At 61.7% G+C, this 17,017-nt stretch carries 15 protein-coding genes; 4 read left to right on the top strand and 11 right to left on the bottom strand.

Annotation, left to right across the window (positions count from 1 at the left end; all coding sequences use genetic code 11):
• Positions 1-5 precede the first annotated feature (5 nt).
• A complete protein-coding gene (locus tag ACFWXH_RS10050; protein WP_379119779.1) occupies positions 6-1,214 on the bottom strand; it encodes an MFS transporter in 1,209 nt (402 codons plus the stop codon).
• A gap of 373 nt (positions 1,215-1,587) precedes the next feature.
• Between ACFWXH_RS10050 and ACFWXH_RS10045 the strand changes: the two genes are divergently transcribed.
• A complete protein-coding gene (locus ACFWXH_RS10045) occupies positions 1,588-2,925 on the top strand; it encodes a DUF2778 domain-containing protein (protein ID WP_379119777.1) in 1,338 nt (445 codons plus the stop codon).
• A gap of 164 nt (positions 2,926-3,089) precedes the next feature.
• Here ACFWXH_RS10045 and ACFWXH_RS10040 read toward each other — a convergent pair whose 3' ends face one another.
• From ACFWXH_RS10040 to ACFWXH_RS10030, 3 genes are all read right to left on the bottom strand, one after another.
• The gene (locus ACFWXH_RS10040; protein ID WP_379120894.1) at positions 3,090-3,371 is read right to left on the bottom strand and encodes a hypothetical protein; all 282 of its coding nucleotides are present in this window, start codon (positions 3,369-3,371) and stop codon (positions 3,090-3,092) included.
• A gap of 196 nt (positions 3,372-3,567) precedes the next feature.
• Complete coding sequence (locus tag ACFWXH_RS10035; protein WP_379119775.1) at positions 3,568-4,206, bottom strand: DapH/DapD/GlmU-related protein; 639 nt, start codon at positions 4,204-4,206, stop codon at positions 3,568-3,570.
• A 41-nt stretch (positions 4,207-4,247) separates the two neighbouring features.
• Complete coding sequence (locus ACFWXH_RS10030; protein ID WP_379119773.1) at positions 4,248-4,751, bottom strand: CreA family protein; 504 nt, start codon at positions 4,749-4,751, stop codon at positions 4,248-4,250.
• Positions 4,752-4,958: 207 nt separating this feature from the next.
• On the opposite strand from ACFWXH_RS10030, the gene ACFWXH_RS10025 reads away from it, so the two are divergent.
• From ACFWXH_RS10025 to ACFWXH_RS10015, 3 genes are all read left to right on the top strand, one after another.
• Positions 4,959-5,537, top strand: a complete 579-nt coding sequence (locus tag ACFWXH_RS10025) for an SCO family protein (RefSeq protein ID WP_379119771.1) — start codon at positions 4,959-4,961, stop codon at positions 5,535-5,537.
• 41 nt (positions 5,538-5,578) lie between these two features.
• Entirely contained in the window at positions 5,579-6,451 is an 873-nt protein-coding gene (locus tag ACFWXH_RS10020) for a 50S ribosomal protein L11 methyltransferase (protein ID WP_379119769.1), read from the top strand.
• A gap of 105 nt (positions 6,452-6,556) precedes the next feature.
• Positions 6,557-8,383, top strand: a complete 1,827-nt coding sequence (locus tag ACFWXH_RS10015) for an aminopeptidase P family protein (protein ID WP_379119767.1) — start codon at positions 6,557-6,559, stop codon at positions 8,381-8,383.
• Between the two features lie 34 nt (positions 8,384-8,417).
• Here ACFWXH_RS10015 and ACFWXH_RS10010 read toward each other — a convergent pair whose 3' ends face one another.
• From ACFWXH_RS10010 to lpxC, 7 genes are all read right to left on the bottom strand, one after another.
• Positions 8,418-8,714, bottom strand: coding sequence for an AzlD family protein (locus ACFWXH_RS10010; RefSeq protein WP_379119765.1), 297 nt, complete (start codon positions 8,712-8,714; stop codon positions 8,418-8,420).
• Positions 8,711-9,463 carry an AzlC family ABC transporter permease gene (locus ACFWXH_RS10005; RefSeq protein ID WP_379119763.1) on the bottom strand — a complete coding sequence of 251 codons (753 nt, stop codon included), beginning with the start codon at positions 9,461-9,463 and terminating at the stop codon, positions 8,711-8,713. The genes ACFWXH_RS10010 and ACFWXH_RS10005 overlap by 4 nt, the downstream gene beginning before the upstream one ends.
• Before the next feature lie 242 nt (positions 9,464-9,705).
• A complete protein-coding gene (locus ACFWXH_RS10000; protein WP_379119761.1) occupies positions 9,706-10,407 on the bottom strand; it encodes a DUF2461 domain-containing protein in 702 nt (233 codons plus the stop codon).
• Positions 10,407-12,620, bottom strand: a complete 2,214-nt coding sequence (gene ligA, locus ACFWXH_RS09995; protein ID WP_379119759.1) for an NAD-dependent DNA ligase LigA — start codon at positions 12,618-12,620, stop codon at positions 10,407-10,409. Before ligA ends, ACFWXH_RS10000 begins: the two co-directional genes overlap by 1 nt.
• A gap of 386 nt (positions 12,621-13,006) precedes the next feature.
• Positions 13,007-14,680: a DNA repair protein RecN gene (gene recN, locus ACFWXH_RS09990; RefSeq protein WP_379119757.1), complete on the bottom strand. Its 1,674-nt coding sequence runs from the start codon at positions 14,678-14,680 to the stop codon at positions 13,007-13,009.
• Between the two features lie 64 nt (positions 14,681-14,744).
• A complete protein-coding gene (locus tag ACFWXH_RS09985; RefSeq protein WP_379119755.1) occupies positions 14,745-15,638 on the bottom strand; it encodes an outer membrane protein assembly factor BamD in 894 nt (297 codons plus the stop codon).
• Positions 15,639-15,837: 199 nt separating this feature from the next.
• Positions 15,838-16,782: a UDP-3-O-acyl-N-acetylglucosamine deacetylase gene (gene lpxC, locus ACFWXH_RS09980; protein ID WP_379119753.1), complete on the bottom strand. Its 945-nt coding sequence runs from the start codon at positions 16,780-16,782 to the stop codon at positions 15,838-15,840.
• Between the last annotated feature and the right edge of the window lie 235 nt (positions 16,783-17,017).

Here is a 17,017-nt window from a genome sequence, read left to right as displayed (position 1 = left end):
GGCCTTCACCCCCTGTACTTCATCCCAAACCCCAGCGCAGTCAGTGCGAAGACCACGATCATGCTGGCGAACGCGATACTGGCGGCGGTCGCGCCGGCCAGCGTGGAGATCACGCCGATACCGACCACCGGCAGCGCGTTGCCGCAGAAACAGCAGATGAAATAGACCGAGGCGATCTCAGCCCGTCGTGTGGGCGGCGCGATCTGGTTGACCACCTGCAAGCTGCCGCGATAGCCGAGTGCTGCGGCAATCCCGCAGAGCGCCGTGGCCATCAGCATGATGGAGAGCGAGCCGAACCATTGCGCCGCCACCACCAGCACCACAGCCGGCGGCATCAGCGCCAGCGCGGTCAGCATGGCATGGCGGCTGGCCAACCGGCCGGTCAGCGCGATGGTCACAGCCGCCATCAATGCCAGCTCGAAGAACAGCGCTCCGGCCGCCGCATGATTGGCGATGTGAAGGTCCCTCACCAACACACCTGGGGCAAGAGCCGCAAAGAAGCCGACCAACGCCATTGCGCCGAAACCTGTGACAGCTGGCGCCACGAAACGCGGGCGCACTTCGGGCGGCAACCCTAGCCTTGGCCGGAACGATACATCCGCCAGCCGGCCAGACTTGCGCACCGTCTCGGGCGTGCGCCAGATCAGGATGGCGACAATGCCAAGCGCCGCCAGATAAGCGATAAAAGTCAGCCGCAGGGGTAGTGGCGCATATTCGGCAAGCAGTCCGGCAACAAGTGCGCCAATGCCCAACCCGACAAAATTCGTGCCCGTGGCGATCATCGAGGCGAAGGTCTTGTCCTCCGTCGCGACCAGTTCGCTGAGCCAGGCAGTGCCGCTTCCGACACCAACCCCGATCCCCAGCCCGCTCAGCACTCTGGCGATCTCCAGCGTGGCAAGGCTGCGCGCGAAAAGGAAGAGCGCGGCGCTCGCAACTGTCACCACCACGGCGATCAGTACCGTTGGACGGCGGCCGATGGCATCCGATACGCGCCCGAACAGCAGAAGCGCCGCAAGATTGCCGACCACGTAGATGGCGTAGACCAGGGTAAGCGTGACCTGCGAGAAGCCGAACGCCTCCCGATAGATAACATAGAGTGGCGTCAGTGCCGTGCTACCCGCAAACAGCGCGGCGATCATGGCGGCGACGGAGACAAGGGCGGCAACGTCTTCGCGGTTACCTTGAGGGGCGATGCCGATGGTTTTCTGGGTCATGGGATCGATATAGGGCGGGATGCCGGTCTGTTTTGGTGGTCACGCCGACTTCCTGACAGATCTGTCAGGAGTGACCTACCCCGCCCTTCACACCAAAAGTAAACTCGCTCCGAGCCCTTCCCCTGCGTCATTTTTTCCAGTCAAAGACCGAAAATCCTTGCCAGCGGGCGATTTTGCCGCTTTCTTGCCTTTTTAGGAGGGTTTTTCGCGGCGGGCTCCAATCCAATGAGGGGCGACACAGGGATTGGTTAACCATCTTTGTCCATCCTTTGAGATAATCGGCAAAGGACCGCCACGCGCGACCGGTATTCCGGCGGGCGAATGGGTAAGGCGGTTTCTGCGTGTTGCGCCGATTGAAGGAAGTTCGGTCGGCATGGCGTTCGTGCGTGAAAAATTCCGGGGCAATCGTCCCGCCTCTGGTTTCAAGACAATGCTGGCCCGCTCCGCAAGGATGGCGGGCTGGGTTACCATCCCCACGGCAGGCGCCGTGCTGGCGATGTGGTCGCTGGCGACTGTCGCCGGCGCTTACTCAGCAGCAACCTCGATCCGCGCCAACGCGCATTTTCTGCCCGCGCGCGTCGGCGTAGCGACTGCCGACACGCAATCGATGGAGGCTGCCTCCAAGCTCAAGCAGGCGCTGGTGGCACACGAATGGGCCAAGCGTCGGCAACAGGCGGCAGTGGCCGAGGCTGCCGACAAGACCGAAAGGCTGGCAGCGGCCGAAGCGCTGCAGCAGCGGGATCCGTCGGACGAGCGTTTCGCGCGCGCACTCGGTACGCCAAACGCCGACCGCTTCGGTCCAGGCTTGGCCGAGCCGGAACGCGCCGCGCGCGTGGCGCTTGCCCTATCCACCCCATCCACCATGGAACTCGGCTTCGCCGATGCCGCGCCCGCAGCGCATTCCGCCGTGCGCGAAGTTCTGGTGGCAAGCCTTGTCCTGCCCGATCAGGACGATGATGGTGACGACGAAGAACAGATCGCGCTGGCCGATACCGGCGAAGTGATCGAAGGTCCCGACTTCGCCGCCGTTCCTGAAAATGTACCGTTGCCGGTTTATCGTCCGCGCGCCGAGGAAGGCACCAAGTCAGAAACGCGCCGCCGCGCCGAGGCAGAGCCGGAAAGCGACGATCAGCCAGCGCGCAAACCGGCGAAGCGTATCAGCCAGCCGGCGCAGCCCGTGCTTGCCTATGCGCGGCCGGACAACCCTTCCGAAAGCGGGGGCCTTGGCCAGGCTTTCCGCAACCTGTTCTCCTCGCCCGGCAGTTCCGGCGCTCGCGCCGGCAACGGCACCGCGGTCTACGACATCAACGCCGCCACCGTCACCATGCCCGACGGCACCAAGCTGGAAGCTCATTCCGGCATCGGCTCGATGGCCGACAATGTACGCTATGTAGGCCAGAAGATGCGCGGCCCAACGCCGCCCGATACCTACAAGCTGTCGATGCGCGAGTCGCTCTTCCACGGCGTCGAGGCGATCCGCCTCACCCCCGTCGACGGCAAGGTCAAGCATGGCCGCAACGGCCTGCTGGCGCATTCCTATCTGCTTCGCGGCGGCCGGGCGGAATCGCACGGCTGCGTCGCCTTCAAGGACTACAAGCGCTTTCTCGCCGCCTTCAAGCAAGGCAAGATCAAGCGCCTTGTTGTGGTTGGCGGTGGCGGTGGGTCGCGACCCAAGGCGACCACGGTGGCCGACAACGGCCGCGGCGCTTAGAGTAATTCCAGGAAAGCGTGCAACGGTTTTCCGTCCGGAATTACATAAAAAACAAAGAGTTAGAGCGTTTCTATGAAAAACGGAAACGCTCTAGGGCGCGGTCGTCGAACATCAAGATCACCTGACATTGCCGCTGACCGATCCAGGATGATCGGCCGCGGATGCTATTCGCGCATCGCCTTCAACTTGTCGGCAACGGTTGCGGCAAGATCGGCATAACGTTCCTCCAGCCGTTCGGCAGCGGTGATCACCGGGAAATCATGGCCGAACTTTTCCAATGCCTGCTTGAGCTTCTCTGCAAAATCGGCCTGCTTGTCGAGCGCCGAGAACAACGCCAGAACCTGCTCCTCGCTGATCTCAGGATGGGCGAGCATGTCCGGCACCTCGCGCTCCATGCGTTCGCCGGTTGCGGTTTCCTGCCTCAAGATTTCCAACCAGTCGGTCACGAAAGAACCTGTCATATTTCCGCTCCACCCTTCTTAGCGGGTTTGGACCGGATACGCCAACCGACGGTCAGAAAGCCTTCTCTTCTCAGGAGAGATAACAAAATGGCAATCCGCACAAGTTAATGCGGAGGTTCTGCGACAGTCGAACAACATTTCTAGAATGCAATAATCTACCAATACACAAAGCCAGACGCGGCTACGTCTGAGCTTCCCAGCGATTGAGAAAGATCTCGATGTCCATCGCCTGCATGTCCGGAACTGCCTTGGCGAGCTTCTCCGGCGACCAGTCCCACCAAGCCAGCGCCTCTATGCGCGCAGCGACTTCTTCGGAAAAACGCCGGCGCAGCCGTTTGGCCGGGACACCCGTGACAATCGTGTAGGCGGGAACATCCCTGGTCACCACTGCGTTAGCGCCGATCACCGCGCCGTTGCCGACAGTCACTCCGGGCAGGATCACCGCACCGTGGCCAATCCAGACATCATGGCCGATGACGACCGGTTTTGAGCGTCGCCGCTCGCGAAAGTCGCCATCCACCCCAAGCCAGCGGAAGTATTCGTTCGGCCGATAGCTGACCTTGTGCGTGGTCAGCCGCTCCATTGGGTGTTCCAACGCATTGATCCGCGTATTGGCAGCGATGGAGCAGAACTTGCCGATGGTCGTATAGATCGCCTCGGCATGGCGCTCGAAATAGGAGAAGTCGCCGACCGTCACCTCGCGCAGCACGACACGTTCACCGATCGCGGCATAACGACCAAGGCGGCACGACTTCAGTTCCGCCGTCGGATGAATGCGCGGCTCCGGGTCCTTCGGCACGAGATTTTCGGTGCGGTCCATGACGCGGCTTTACGCGCCGCCTGCGCCCCTCGCAAGACGTTCTATTGCGGCTTGCCGTTCTTCCAGGTGACGTTCTGGCCGTAAAGCGGCACGGTCGAGATCGCCATTTTGGCCGATCCGTCCTGCACCTGGCGTGAATGCGAGAGATAGACCAGCGTGTCGTTGGCCTTGTCGTAGATGCGGTTCACCACTTGCTTCTTCCAGATCAGGCTGATGCCCTGCTTGAACACCTCTTCGCCGCCCTTGCCGAAATCGATGTCTCCAATGCTGATCGGTCCGGTCTGCTGGCAGGAAATCGCCGAATCCGACGGATCCTCGAACCAGTTGCCCTTCTGCAGCCGGTCGACGACACCTCGCTCGAAATAGGAGACGTGGCAGGTCACACCGTCGACCTTCGGATCCTTGATCGCCTCGACGACGATGTCGTTGCCCAGCCAGTCGACGCCGACCTTGCCGACCTGCTGCGCCAGTGCCACTCCTGCGACACCGACAAAACAAGCAACAAGTGCTCCACCAATCAGTTTTCGTCCGGTCCAAGAGAACAAGAAACCCTCCTTGCGCTGGCGCGATTGTCCGCTTTCAGTTGGGACTGGGAAAGCCGTCTTGCAAGGCTTGGACGAGAGGGTTGCGGCAATGACGCACTTTGCGCTCGTTCCGGCGAGGCGATAAAGTTCCCCGAACCATGATATCGCCGCCGATGTTCCCAACATCGGGCTGCGACACCGAACAACTTTCTGTCCCGGATCGTTCTCATGATGCGCTCTATCCTCGTCGGCATTCTCGTGCTCATGGCCGCCGGCATCGGCTGGCTGACCTTCGACTGGTATCGCGGTCACTATGGTGGCCAGCCATTCGGCGCGTCTTTTGCGCTCACCGATCAGACCGGTAAGCCGATCACCGAAGCCGCCTTCCGCGGACAACCCACAGTCGTGTTTTTCGGTTTCACCCACTGTCCCGAAGTCTGCCCGACCACACTTTTCGAAATGGCAGGCTGGCTGAAGACGCTGGGCGACGAAGGCAAGGACATCAAGGCATACTTCGTGTCGATCGACCCCGAACGCGATACGCCCGACGTCATGAAGAACTATGTCGGCAACTTCTCCGACCGTATCGTTGGTATTACCGGCCAACCCGACAAGGTACGCGCCATGGCGAAATCCTTCGGCATCTACTTCAAGCGCGTCGATACCGGTGAAGGCGAATACAACATGGACCACACCGCTTCCGTTTTGATGCTCGACCGCAAGGGCGATTTCTTCGGCACAATCGCCTATGAAGAAAACCCGGATACCGCACTTGCCAAATTGAAGCGGCTGGCCAAAGAGGGCTGATCGGTTTTTTCAGGGCGGCACGCGCCGCAAGACAGGTATCCATGGGCCAGACGCGCCTTCATCTGACCGCTTCCAAGGCCGAGGCAGATCGTATCTTCGCAGCCCTCGAAACCGTTTTCGAGGAAGACGGCCTGCCGCTCGCCGTGCTGGAACTCGACGAGGAGCGCGACCTGCACGAGGTCTCGCTCTATGCCGACGGCGACATCGAGCCAGTCGAGACGCGGCTGAAGACCGAACTGGCCTCGCTGGGCTTCACCGGCCCGGTCGAGCGCGAGGTGTTGCCCGACGTCGATTGGGTGGCTCGTTCGCTTGAAGGGCTGAAGCCGGTGCGCGCCGGCCGCTTCCTGGTGCATGGCGCGCATGATCGCCAGAAGCGCCATGCCGGCGACATCGCCATCGAGATCGAGGCAGGGCTTGCCTTCGGTACCGGTCATCACGGCACCACGGCCGGCTGCCTTGCCATGCTGGAGCGTGTCGCCATCCGCGAAAAACCGCGCAACGCATTGGATCTCGGCACCGGCAGCGCTGTGCTGGCCATTGCGCTTGCCCGCCTCGCCCACATACCGGTGCTCGCTACCGACATCGACCCTGTCGCCGTCGATGTGGCAGCTGCCAACGCACGGTTGAACCATGTTGCTGGCCTGGTCGAGACGGCGACCGCGCCCGGCTTCCACCACCCGGCCTTTGCTTCTCGTGCGCCGTTTGATCTCATCGTCGCCAATATCCTGGCCAAGCCGCTGATGAAGCTGGCGCCCGAAATGGCGAAATACCTGACGCCAGGCGGCTCCATTGTGCTTTCCGGAATTCTCGACCGCCAGCGCGATGCCGTCGTGGCTGCCTATGCCGGCCAGCAGTTCCGCCATGTACGCACCACCCACCGCGAAGGCTGGGTGACGATCCATATGAAGCGCTGAACCAACTGCAATCCGCGATAGCTGGACCACATGGCGCCGATTGTCAGGCGCCCACCACGCAGCTACGGTCCGGCCACGCAATCAAACAATGACGGGTTTGTATCGATGTTCCAGACTTTCGATCCCGCCGGCGACCCCACCGTGGGCAAACCGCACGTCGCCAAGCTTCGCAGGTGGCTGAACGAAAATGGTCTCGACGGTTTCGTGGTGCCTCGCGCCGACGAACATCAGGGCGAATATGTTCCCGACCGTGCGGCGCGGCTACGCTGGCTGACCGGCTTCAGCGGCTCGGCCGGCGTCGCCATCGTGCTGCGCGACCGCGCCTTCATCTTCGTCGATGGCCGCTACACGCTGCAGGTGCGTGCCGAAGTCGATCTTGAGATCTTCACGATCGAAAGCCTGGTCGACAATCCACCCGCTTCCTGGATCCCTGAAAATCTCGGCAAGGGTGTGCGCGTCGGTTTCGATCCGTGGTTGCATACTGTCGGCGAGGTGAAGGCTTTGAAGACAGCCGCGGCGAAATCCGGCGCAGAACTGGTGCCGGTAGCCGAAAACCCGATCGACATCATCTGGGATGATCAGCCTGACGCGCCGGTCGCCCCGGTGGAACTGCACCCGCAGGCCTTCGCCGGCGAACTCGCCAAGGACAAGTTGGCGAGGTTAGCCGCCGCCGTCGAGAAGGAAGGCGCCACCCATGCCGTTCTGACCGATCCCTCCTCGATCGCCTGGGCCTTCAACATTCGCGGCGGCGACGTGCCACACACGCCGCTGGCGCTCGGCTTCGCCATCCTGGCGGCCGACGGCAAGCATCAGCTGTTCATGGACAGTCGCAAATTCTCGCGTACCGTGGCGGCCTATCTCACCCAGCTTTGCGATCCGCACGAACCGGCGGAATTTGAAGGCGCAATCGTGACCCTGGCGAAGAATGGGGCCCAAATCGCGCTCGATCCAGTGCTTGCAGCCGACAAGCTGCGCATGCTGGTGGAGGACAATGGCGGCACCGTAATTGCAGCTGCCGATCCTGCCCGAATTCCCCGCGCCACCAAGAACCAGGCCGAGATCGCCGGCAGCCGTGCCGCACATCGCCGCGACGGCGCTGCGGTGGCCAAGCTGCTGTGCTGGCTCGACCGGCAGCAACCCGGGACGCTCGACGAGATCACCGTCGTCAAGCAACTGGAGGAGGTTCGGCGCCAGACTGGCGAAGAAACCCAGATGCCGTTGCGCGATGTCTCTTTCGCCACCATTTCCGGCGCCGGCCCCAACGGCGCCATCATGCATTACCGCGTTTCCACGGAAACCAACCGCAAGCTAGGCAGGAACGAGCTGTTCCTGCTCGATTCCGGCGCTCAATATCAGGACGGCACCACCGACATCACCCGAACGGTCCCGATCGGCAAGCCGACGGAAGAGATGCGCGAGCGTTTCACCTTGGTCCTGAAAGGCATGATCGACATTTCCATGCTGCGCTTTCCGGCAGGCACACGAGGTTCGGAGATCGACGCGGTCGCGCGCATGGCACTGTGGCGCCACGGTTGCGACTTCGCGCATGGTACCGGCCACGGCGTCGGCTCCTATCTCGCTGTCCATGAAGGGCCGCAGCGCATCGCCCGCACCGGCACGGAAAAACTCCTGGCCGGGATGATTCTGTCCAACGAGCCGGGCTACTACAAGGAAGGCCACTACGGCATCCGCATCGAGAACCTGATCATCGTCACGCCGGCGGAAGAGATCGAAGGCGGCGACATTGCCATGCACGGCTTCGAGACGCTCACTCTCGCCCCGATCGACTCCCGTCTGATCCGCGCCGATCTTCTGACCAAGGCCGAGCTTGAATGGCTCGATGGCTACCACGCCCGCGTGCTTGCCGAGATCGGCCCGATGGTTGACGGCGAAACGCTGGCATGGCTGGAAAAGGCAACGGCGCCGCTTTAGCGCATAGGCCTGGGTTCGACCAAGGATATAGCGTCTAAGCTACGAACTGCCGTGCCAGGATCAGCACGGCGGCACCTGCGAGGAACATGGACAGCAGCCCGCCGCGCAGGGAGACGGCGCCCGCCACGATCAAAGCAGCCCATTCGGCAGGGCCGGCACTTAACACTGCAGGCGCAACCAGTGTCGTCAGCACCGCCGCCGGTACGGCGTTCAATCCTGCCTCGACACGCGGATGCACGCGCTCGAAGCGCGAGATGACGAGATGACCACCGACGCGGGTGAGATAGGTGGCGATCGCCGCTGCAATGATGATCCAGAAAGTCGTGCTCACAGCTGTTCCTCCGCCTCTGCGCCGGGTTTGGCGCCAACGCCGCTATGATGCGGCGGCAGGATGACAGCAAGCAGCACGCCGGCAACCGCGCCGATCGAGACATGCCAGGGCGAGCCGACAGTTTTGTATGCGATGATCGACGCAACGGCGCTCACCGCCACGACCGGCAGCCACAGTGGTCGCTTCCGAAAGCCCATGACGAGGCCGAAGAAATAGATCGGCAGCAGGAAATCGATACCGAGGGTATGGGTGTTGCTGATCAGCTTACCGAAATAGGCGCCGAGTGCGGTTTCCACCACCCAGAACACATAGACCGGCAGACCGAGCCCCAGATACCAGACGAAACTGACCGTCTGACCGTTTTCCGCCCTGCGCTCGGAAATGGCGTATTGCGGATCGGTGAGGATAAAATAGCCGAGCACCTGCTGCACGACTGGCCAGTGCGCGATGCGCCGGCCGATGCCCGCCGAATAAAGCACATGGCGGAAATTCACGGCGAAGATGGAAAGCACGATCAGCCAAGGGGCGACGTGCTGGCCGAAGAGTTCGATACCGACCATTTGACTGGCGCCGCCAAAGACGGCAGCGCTCATCAGGGTCGCCTCGAAAACCGAAAATCCATTGTCGACGGCAAGCGCACCGAACAGCACGGCGAATGGCGCGGAAGCAACCACCACCGGCGTGCTGAGCCGGGCACCGTCCCAGAATTCGTTTGCCCTGGACCTCTCGGCTATCGCTTCCGACGACATCGGCCACTCCTAGAGATGATCCGAAATGTTGACTGACTTTTCGGACAAGATCATGCGACGAACAAAGGGATGGAGCACATTCGCTCCAAGCGCCGCGCACCCATTCGGACACGCAGGGACGCTCTAACACTTTGAATCTACGCATCGTGCTAGAGTGGAGACATGTAGGTAGCCAACTGCCGGATGTCACACCAATTCGCTTGAGCCAAACAATCAGCGAAAATGATGCTTTCCGTCGCGCTTCAGTCCTGCGAGACCGGCACAAGCGTCCCCTGTATTGCCCTGCCCCAGTCAAGCAGCGGCCGGGCGCGCACCGCGAAATCGACCAGCGCCTCGGCCAGTTCCGGCGCATGGACGGAAGCCGGGTCGATTTCCTGCCGCACAACGAAATGCCGGTTGCGGATCGCAGCGGAAAGCTCGGAATCGGTGATATGTTCGAAGCCGCGCGGCATGCGCTTCATGGCGCCTTGCGTACCGAGTTCCAGCTTGCCCTTCTTCAACACAGCAACCAACTTGCGGAACTCACCCGGCTTCGTCTCGATGGTCCGTCGCATCGCCTGCAGCATTGCGGCCTCCGGCTGCCACCAGGCTACCGCGGCGAAACAGGCATCGAGACCCAGGTAGAAGAAGAAAACGCCCTGCTCCATCTTGGTGCCGTCGGGTGACAGGATCGCAGACACATGCGTGGTATAGGGTCGCTTGTCCTTGGAGAAGCGCACATCGCGGTTGATCCGAAACAGCGACTTCTTGCGATCGCCACGCAAGCCAAGGCCCGCAGCGCCGAAACGCTCCGAAAGCGTCTCGACCAGATCACCCAGCGGCTCACGCAGTTCGCTTTCGAACAAGTCGCGGTTTTCCTGGAACCATTCCCGGCTCTGGTGGAAATCCAGCGCCTTCAGGAATGGGATGGCCTTGCGGCCGAAGCCAGTGAACGCCCCGCTCATCACCCGCTCCGCCCCACCCTTTCGAACCAGGCATCCTCGTCAATCACTTCAATGCCCAGATCGGTCGCAAGCTTGAGCTTCGAACCGGCGCCTGGCCCGGCAACGACAAGATCGGTTTTGGCCGAAACCGATCCGGCGACCTTGGCGCCCAGCCGTTCGGCCATGGCTTTGGCTTCCGATCGCGACATCTTCTCCAGAGAGCCCGTGAACACGACGGTCTTGCCGGCGACCTGGCTGTCGGCTGACACATTGACGATGTAGGGCTTCGGGCGAACCTGCTGCAGCAATGCATCCAGCACATCGTCATTGCGCTCATTGCCGAAGAAATCACACAACGCGCCGATCACCGTATCGCCGATGCCGTTGATGGACGGGAAGACGGTGTGCGGATCGTCCGCCTTGGATGCCTCCTTGCCCACGCGGATGAATTCTTCCGCCGTCGAGAATGTCTTGGAAAGTGCTGCGGCCGTCGTTTCGCCGATATGACGAATGCCAAGTGCGAAGATGAAACGGTCGAGTTCAGGTTCCCGGCGCGCATCGATCGCATCGAAAAGCTTTTCGAGCCCTTCATAGGTGCGCTCTTCGGCCGTCAGCACTTTCTTGCGGGTCGATCCCTTGGCCGCTTCGCGCGCCAGAGCCTGAGCTTCGCGCCTCTCGAACAGCGCTTGCTGCACCTCGGCACGCCGGTCCTTCAGCCTGAAGATATCTGCCGCAGTCTCGAGAAGCCCGGCGTTGAAAAACAGATCGATGTTTTCGGCACCCAGGCCTTCGATGTCCATCGCACCGCGCGACACGAAATGGCGCAGCCTCTCGACCGCCTGCGCCGGGCAGATCAGTTCGCCCGTGCAGCGCCGCCGCGAATCCTCCTTGCCGGTCTTTTCGTTCACCTCGCGCGTCGCCGCCGAACCGCAGACCGGGCAGGTGTGGGGGAATTCATAAGGCACGGCATCGGCGGGGCGTTTGTCGACCACCACGCTGACGATCTGCGGGATGACATCCCCTGCCCGCTGGATCACCACCGTATCGCCGATGCGGATGTCGTTGCCTTCGCGGATGGGCTCGCCGTTGCTGTCGAAGCCCTTGATGTAGTCTTCGTTGTGCAACGTCACGTTGACGACGGTAACACCCCCGACCGTTACCGGGTCGAGCCGGGCAACCGGCGCCAGCGTTCCGGTGCGGCCGACCTGGATGTCGATCTTGCGCACCGTCGTCGTCGCCTGCTCGGCCGGGAACTTGTGCGCGACCGCCCAGCGTGGCTCACCGGTGACAAAACCCCAACGGCGCTGCAGTTCAAGCTGGTCGACCTTGTAGACGACACCGTCGATGTCGTAGCCAAGCGAAGAGCGTTGCAGCTCAATCAGCCTGTATTGCGCGATCAGCTCGTCCACCGACTTGGCGCGTACCATCAGCGGGCTGATCTGGAATCCCCAGTCCGCGAATTTCTGCACCGCCTCATACTGCGTCGGCGCGGGATCCTCGGAGGTGTAGCCCCACGCATAGGCGAAGAACTTGAGGTTGCGGCTGGCAGTGACGGATGGATCCTTCTGGCGCAGCGATCCGGCGGCCGTATTGCGCGGGTTGACGTAGTCCTGCCCGCCGGCGGCTGCAGAACGTTCCTTCAAGGCCTGAAATTCGGCATAGGTCATATAGACTTCGCCACGGATTTCTATGACTTCGGGCCAGCCGGAGCCTTTCAGCCTGTGCGGAATGTCGGCGATGGTCTTCAGATTGGCCGTGATATCCTCACCGACCGCCCCATCACCACGCGTTGCGCCCTGAACAAAGACGCCGTTTTCGTAGCGAAGCGACGCTGAAAGCCCGTCGATCTTGGGCTCCGCCGTGAAAGCAATGTCGAAATCCTTGTCACGCTCGAAGAAGCGCTTCGCCCGCTCCAGGAAGTCGACCACATCCTGATCGGTATAGGCTTTGGCGAGGCTGAGCATCGGCACGGCATGGCGAACCTTGGCAAAGCCTTCCGCCGGCGCCGCACCAACCGAACCTGTCGGGCTGTCGGACCTCACCAGATCCGGAAAGGCCTCTTCGATCGCAGCATTGCGGCGGCGCAAGGCGTCATATTCGGCGTCGGTGATGATCGGTGCATCATCGCCGTGATAACGGCGGTCGTGTTCCTTGATCTCAGCGGCAAGGCGCTCGAGCTCGGCAGCGGCCTCTTCTGTGCTTAGGGCTTCGACGGGCTTGTTCTGTTCAGACATGGCGTGGCCATTCCCCAACTGCGGGACCCTGGAGCGTTTCCATTATCCACGGAAACGCTCCAACTCTTTGTTTTCTACGCAATTCCGAACGCAAAACCGCTACGCACTTTTGCTGGATTTGCTCTAGCGCATCGGCCCGAAAATCGGAATCGATTTTCGGAAAGCACGATGCGCAACTTAAAACTGTTAGAGCGTCCTTTGCACGTCCGGATGGACGCGCAGCGCTCTAATGCATCGGCCCGAAAATCGGAAAGCACGATGCGCAGACCAAAATTGTTAGAGCGTCCTTTGCGCGTCCGAACGGACGCGCGGCGCTCTGAAGTCATCGGCAAATTCCCTCAAAATGTAAACCGTTTCCGCCGTTCCCGGCGGTCACTCCCAACAGTTCACGACGCGACCGTGTTCTCGCGCAGCAGCCGCTCGGCCGCAGCTCTCGCTTCGTCGGTGATGCTGGCGCCGGCGAGCATACGGGCGATCTCTTCCTGGCGCGCAACACGATCCATCTCGGCAATGCCGGTGGCGACGCGGTCCGTACCGCCCGATTTCGAAATCAGGAAATGCGTCGCCGCTCGCGCCGCCACCTGCGGCGCATGGGTGACGGACAAGACCTGCACGCGTTTGGAGAGCCGCGCCAGTCTCTGGCCGATGGCATCTGCCACCGCGCCGCCCACGCCGGTATCGATTTCGTCGAAAACCAGGGTCGGGGCCGAGCCGCGATCAGCCAACGCCACCTTGAGCGCCAGCAGAAAACGCGAGAGTTCGCCCCCGGAGGCAACCTTCATCATCGGGCCTGGCCGCGTACCGGGATTCGTGCGCACCCAGAACTCGACCTGGTCAATGCCCTCTTCCAGCCGGCCGTCTGGTTCGCTGGAAATCTCGACGATGAATTCGGCCCGCTCCAGCTTCAGAGCCGGCAGCTCAGTCATCACGGCCTTGGCAAGCCCTGTGGCCGTGGCATGGCGCAGTGCCGACAATTCAGCGGCGGAGAGATCATAAGCTTCACGCGCCACCGCAGCCTGCTTCTCAAGCGTACCAAGCTTCTCCTCGCCGGCGTCCAGGTCGGCGAGATCTGCAGCCATGGTGTCGCGTAGCTGGGCCAGATTATCGACGACGATATTGTGCTTGCGCGCGGCCGCGCGCAGCGCGAACAGCCGCTCCTCGGCCTTTTCCAGCCGCTGCGGGTCATATTCGGTCGCGCGCAGCGCGGCCTCCACGCCCGACTGCGCGGCATCGAGCGAAATCATCGCCTCATCCAGCGATTTCACCACGTCTTCCAGCAATCCCGGCGCCTCGCCGGCCTTGCGCTGCAGACGTCTCAGAAGGCTGGCGAGCTGCGGCAGCGGCGAGGACGGCCCCGATAGCACGTCCTGCGCGTCATGGATTTCTGCGGCGATCTTTTCGGCCCGCATCATGGTCGAGCGCAATTCGGCGAGTTCAGTTTCTTCGCCCGGCTGCGGATCGAGCTTGGCAAGCTCAGTGACGGAGGCGCGCAGATAGTCGGCTTCGCGTGCAGCAGCCTCCACCTTGGCACGGTGACGCGCCAGATCCTGCTCGGCTTGCCGCCAGTAACGCCAGGCTTCGCCGGTGCTGTGCACGACGCCGAGATGGCCACCAAAGGCATCGAGCAGATCGCGATGCGCGCCGGGATCGACCAAGGCGCGGTCATCATGCTGGCCGTGGATTTCCACCAAAGCGCGGCCGATATCGCGCATCAGCGTGACGGATGACGGCTGATCGTTGACGAAGACGCGCGTACGCCCATCTGCTGTCTGCAGGCGACGCAGGATGATATCGCCATCGTCTTCAATGGCATTCTCGGCAAGGATTTCGCGTGCCGGGTGATTGCGCGGCACATCGAACACGGCCGTTACCTGGCCTTGCGCCGCACCATGCCGCACCAGGGAGGCATCGCCACGCGCGCCGAGTGCCAGCGAGAGCGCATCGAGCAGAATGGATTTGCCTGCACCGGTTTCGCCGGTCAATACGGAGAGTCCCGGCGCGAAATCGATGTCGAGCCGTTCGATCAGGACAATATCGCGAATCGATAGCCTGGAGAGCATCGGCGCTCTATAGCATCAAGAAAGGTGATTGCGCGCCCCCATCAGGCGCGCAGTCTGGGCGTTATCAGGCGCCGCCGGTGATCAGCTTGCCAGCCTTGGAGATCCACGATCCGGCATTCTCGCGCGGCTGCAGGCCGCCGCTCTGCAGGAGTTTATAGGAATCCTTGTACCACTGGCTGTCGGGATAGTTCTGGCCAAGCACGGCGGCCGCCGTCTGCGCCTCGTCGACCAAGCCGAGCGCGTAATAGGCTTCGGTCAGGCGCGCCAGCGCCTCCTCGATGTGGCGGGTGTTGGAATAGTTTTCGATCACATTGCGGAAGCGCTTGATCGAAGCCAGATATTCCTTGCGTTCGAGATAGTAGCGGCCGACCTGCATTTCCTTGCCGGCGAGCTGGTCGTTGGCGAAGCGGATCTTGGCCTTGGCGTCCTCGACATATTCGGAATCCGGCCAGCGTGTCACCAGTTCCTGCATGGTCTGGATGGTGAGCTTGGCTTCCTTCTGGTCGCGGGTGACGTCTTCGATCTGCTTGTAGTAGCTGAGACCGATAATGTACTGCGCATAGGCAGCCTCGTCGGTGGACGGATAAAGCGTCAGGTACCGCTTGGCCGCGCTGATTGCGTCATCATACTTGCCCTGGCGATAATTGGTGAAGGCGCCCATCACCATCGACTTGCGCGCCCATTCCGAATAGGGGTGCTGGCGATCGACGGCGGAAAATTTCTTGGCTGCCTCATCGAGGCGACCGGCGTTCAGATTGGCAAGGCCCTGATTGTAAAGCACGTCGGCCGGTTCGGTCTGCTCGACATAGGTCGACAGGTCGAGGTCCTTCTCCGAAGACATGCAGCCCGTAAGCATCAGCGGAGCTGCCAGCATCGAAAGCGCCACAAAAGTAGCGGAAAACGGCGCTTTAAGCGCCGGAGCCGGCACTTTCAATTGGTCGGCCTGTCTGAAAAACATGATCGAAATTCGCCCTCTCGGCGCCATTGCTCGCGTCGGCGAGCAGCCATAAACCAAAAACAGCGCGCGCGGCAACGCTATCGCCCTGCAATCGTGCAATTTTGTGGCGCAATCCGCCACGAATTGGGGATCGAGATTTCAAAACGGAAGTGGTGCGCCTGTGCAACAGGCGCACTTTGCAGCCGGAAGCCGGCGAAATTCAGATCGTCCAGGGTGCGTAAACCGGCGCGTTGATCGCGCTCATCTCGCCGACACGGCCACGGCGCGTCGTTTCGACCACCTCGAAGGCGGTACGGTCCGACAGGAGACGGCGAAGCGCCGCCGCATTCAGACGATGACCACCGCGATAAGAGCGGAAGCAACCGATGAATCGCGCGCCGGCCAAAGCCAGATCGCCCATGGCATCCAGCGTCTTGTGGCGTGCGAATTCGTTAGGATAGCGCAGGCCACCGACATTGATGACGCGATGGTCGTCCCCGATCACCAGCGAGTTGTCGAGCGAAGAACCCAGCGCGTAGCCGGCTGCCCACAGGCGTTCCACGTCCTTCATGAAACCGAAGGTACGTGCACGCGCAATCTCACTGCGGAAAACATCGGCAGTCAGGTCGGAGGCGAAGTTCTGACGGCCGATCGCCGGGCTCTCGAAGTCGATCTCGATTTCGAAGCGCGTTCCCGAATGGGGACGGAACTCGGCCCAGGAGGCGCCGCTCTCGATGCGCACGGTCTTGAGGATACGGATGAAACGGCGTTTCGTCGAAAGGACCTCGATGCCGGCCTGGTCGATCGCCTCGACGAAGTCGATCGAGCTGCCATCGAGGATCGGCACCTCACGCCCGTCGATCTCGATCACCATGTTGTCGATGCCGAGCCCAAGCACGGCCGCCATCAGATGTTCGACGGTGGCTATATGCTGGCCGGCCGGATCGCCAAGCATGGTGCAGAGATCGGTGGCGCCCACTTCCGAAACCAGAGCGCGGAATTCCCGCACCGGCTGATCGCCGTCGATCAGGTGAAAAACGATACCCGTGTCGGCATCGGCAGGCAGAAAATGAACGGTGACCGTATTGCCGCTATGAACGCCGATACCGGTCAATGTCGCACGCGATTTCAGGGTTGTCTGGTAGTCCTGCAAGCTGATCCCCATGTGCCCTAACGGCGCGGCCAATCGGCTTTTCGGTCGCTGCCCTTGATCTTCCGGCGAGCAGGGCACATCCCCAAAACACCCACTGCCGTTGTTGCCCGCGGAAGATAGTGGCCCCTCAGGCATACTCCAAATCACGCTTTCTTACCCGATGTAACGGCCATAGGAGCACAAAAGCAACCCGCAAGTGTTTGTTTTTCCACTACTATCAAAGCAGACAGGCAGGCGGTTGCCCGCC

This window comes from Mesorhizobium sp. NPDC059054, assembly GCF_042739215.1.
Classification (GTDB): Bacteria; Pseudomonadota; Alphaproteobacteria; order Rhizobiales; family Rhizobiaceae; genus Mesorhizobium.
The sequence above is the reverse complement of the archived record's forward strand: the minus strand, read 5'-3'. Positions and strand labels throughout refer to the sequence as shown.

Coding starts and splice junctions, on each gene's coding strand:
- ACFWXH_RS10050 (WP_379119779.1), bottom strand. CDS start 1,214: ATGACCCAGAAAACCATCGGCATCGCCCCTCAAGGTAACCGCGAAGAC.
- ACFWXH_RS10045 (WP_379119777.1), top strand. CDS start 1,588: ATGGCGTTCGTGCGTGAAAAATTCCGGGGCAATCGTCCCGCCTCTGGT.
- ACFWXH_RS10035 (WP_379119775.1), bottom strand. CDS start 4,206: ATGGACCGCACCGAAAATCTCGTGCCGAAGGACCCGGAGCCGCGCATT.
- ACFWXH_RS10025 (WP_379119771.1), top strand. CDS start 4,959: ATGATGCGCTCTATCCTCGTCGGCATTCTCGTGCTCATGGCCGCCGGC.
- ACFWXH_RS10020 (WP_379119769.1), top strand. CDS start 5,579: ATGGGCCAGACGCGCCTTCATCTGACCGCTTCCAAGGCCGAGGCAGAT.
- ACFWXH_RS10015 (WP_379119767.1), top strand. CDS start 6,557: ATGTTCCAGACTTTCGATCCCGCCGGCGACCCCACCGTGGGCAAACCG.
- ACFWXH_RS10005 (WP_379119763.1), bottom strand. CDS start 9,463: ATGTCGTCGGAAGCGATAGCCGAGAGGTCCAGGGCAAACGAATTCTGG.
- ACFWXH_RS10000 (WP_379119761.1), bottom strand. CDS start 10,407: ATGAGCGGGGCGTTCACTGGCTTCGGCCGCAAGGCCATCCCATTCCTG.
- ligA (WP_379119759.1), bottom strand. CDS start 12,620: ATGTCTGAACAGAACAAGCCCGTCGAAGCCCTAAGCACAGAAGAGGCC.
- recN (WP_379119757.1), bottom strand. CDS start 14,680: ATGCTCTCCAGGCTATCGATTCGCGATATTGTCCTGATCGAACGGCTC.
- ACFWXH_RS09985 (WP_379119755.1), bottom strand. CDS start 15,638: ATGTTTTTCAGACAGGCCGACCAATTGAAAGTGCCGGCTCCGGCGCTT.
- lpxC (WP_379119753.1), bottom strand. CDS start 16,782: ATGGGGATCAGCTTGCAGGACTACCAGACAACCCTGAAATCGCGTGCG.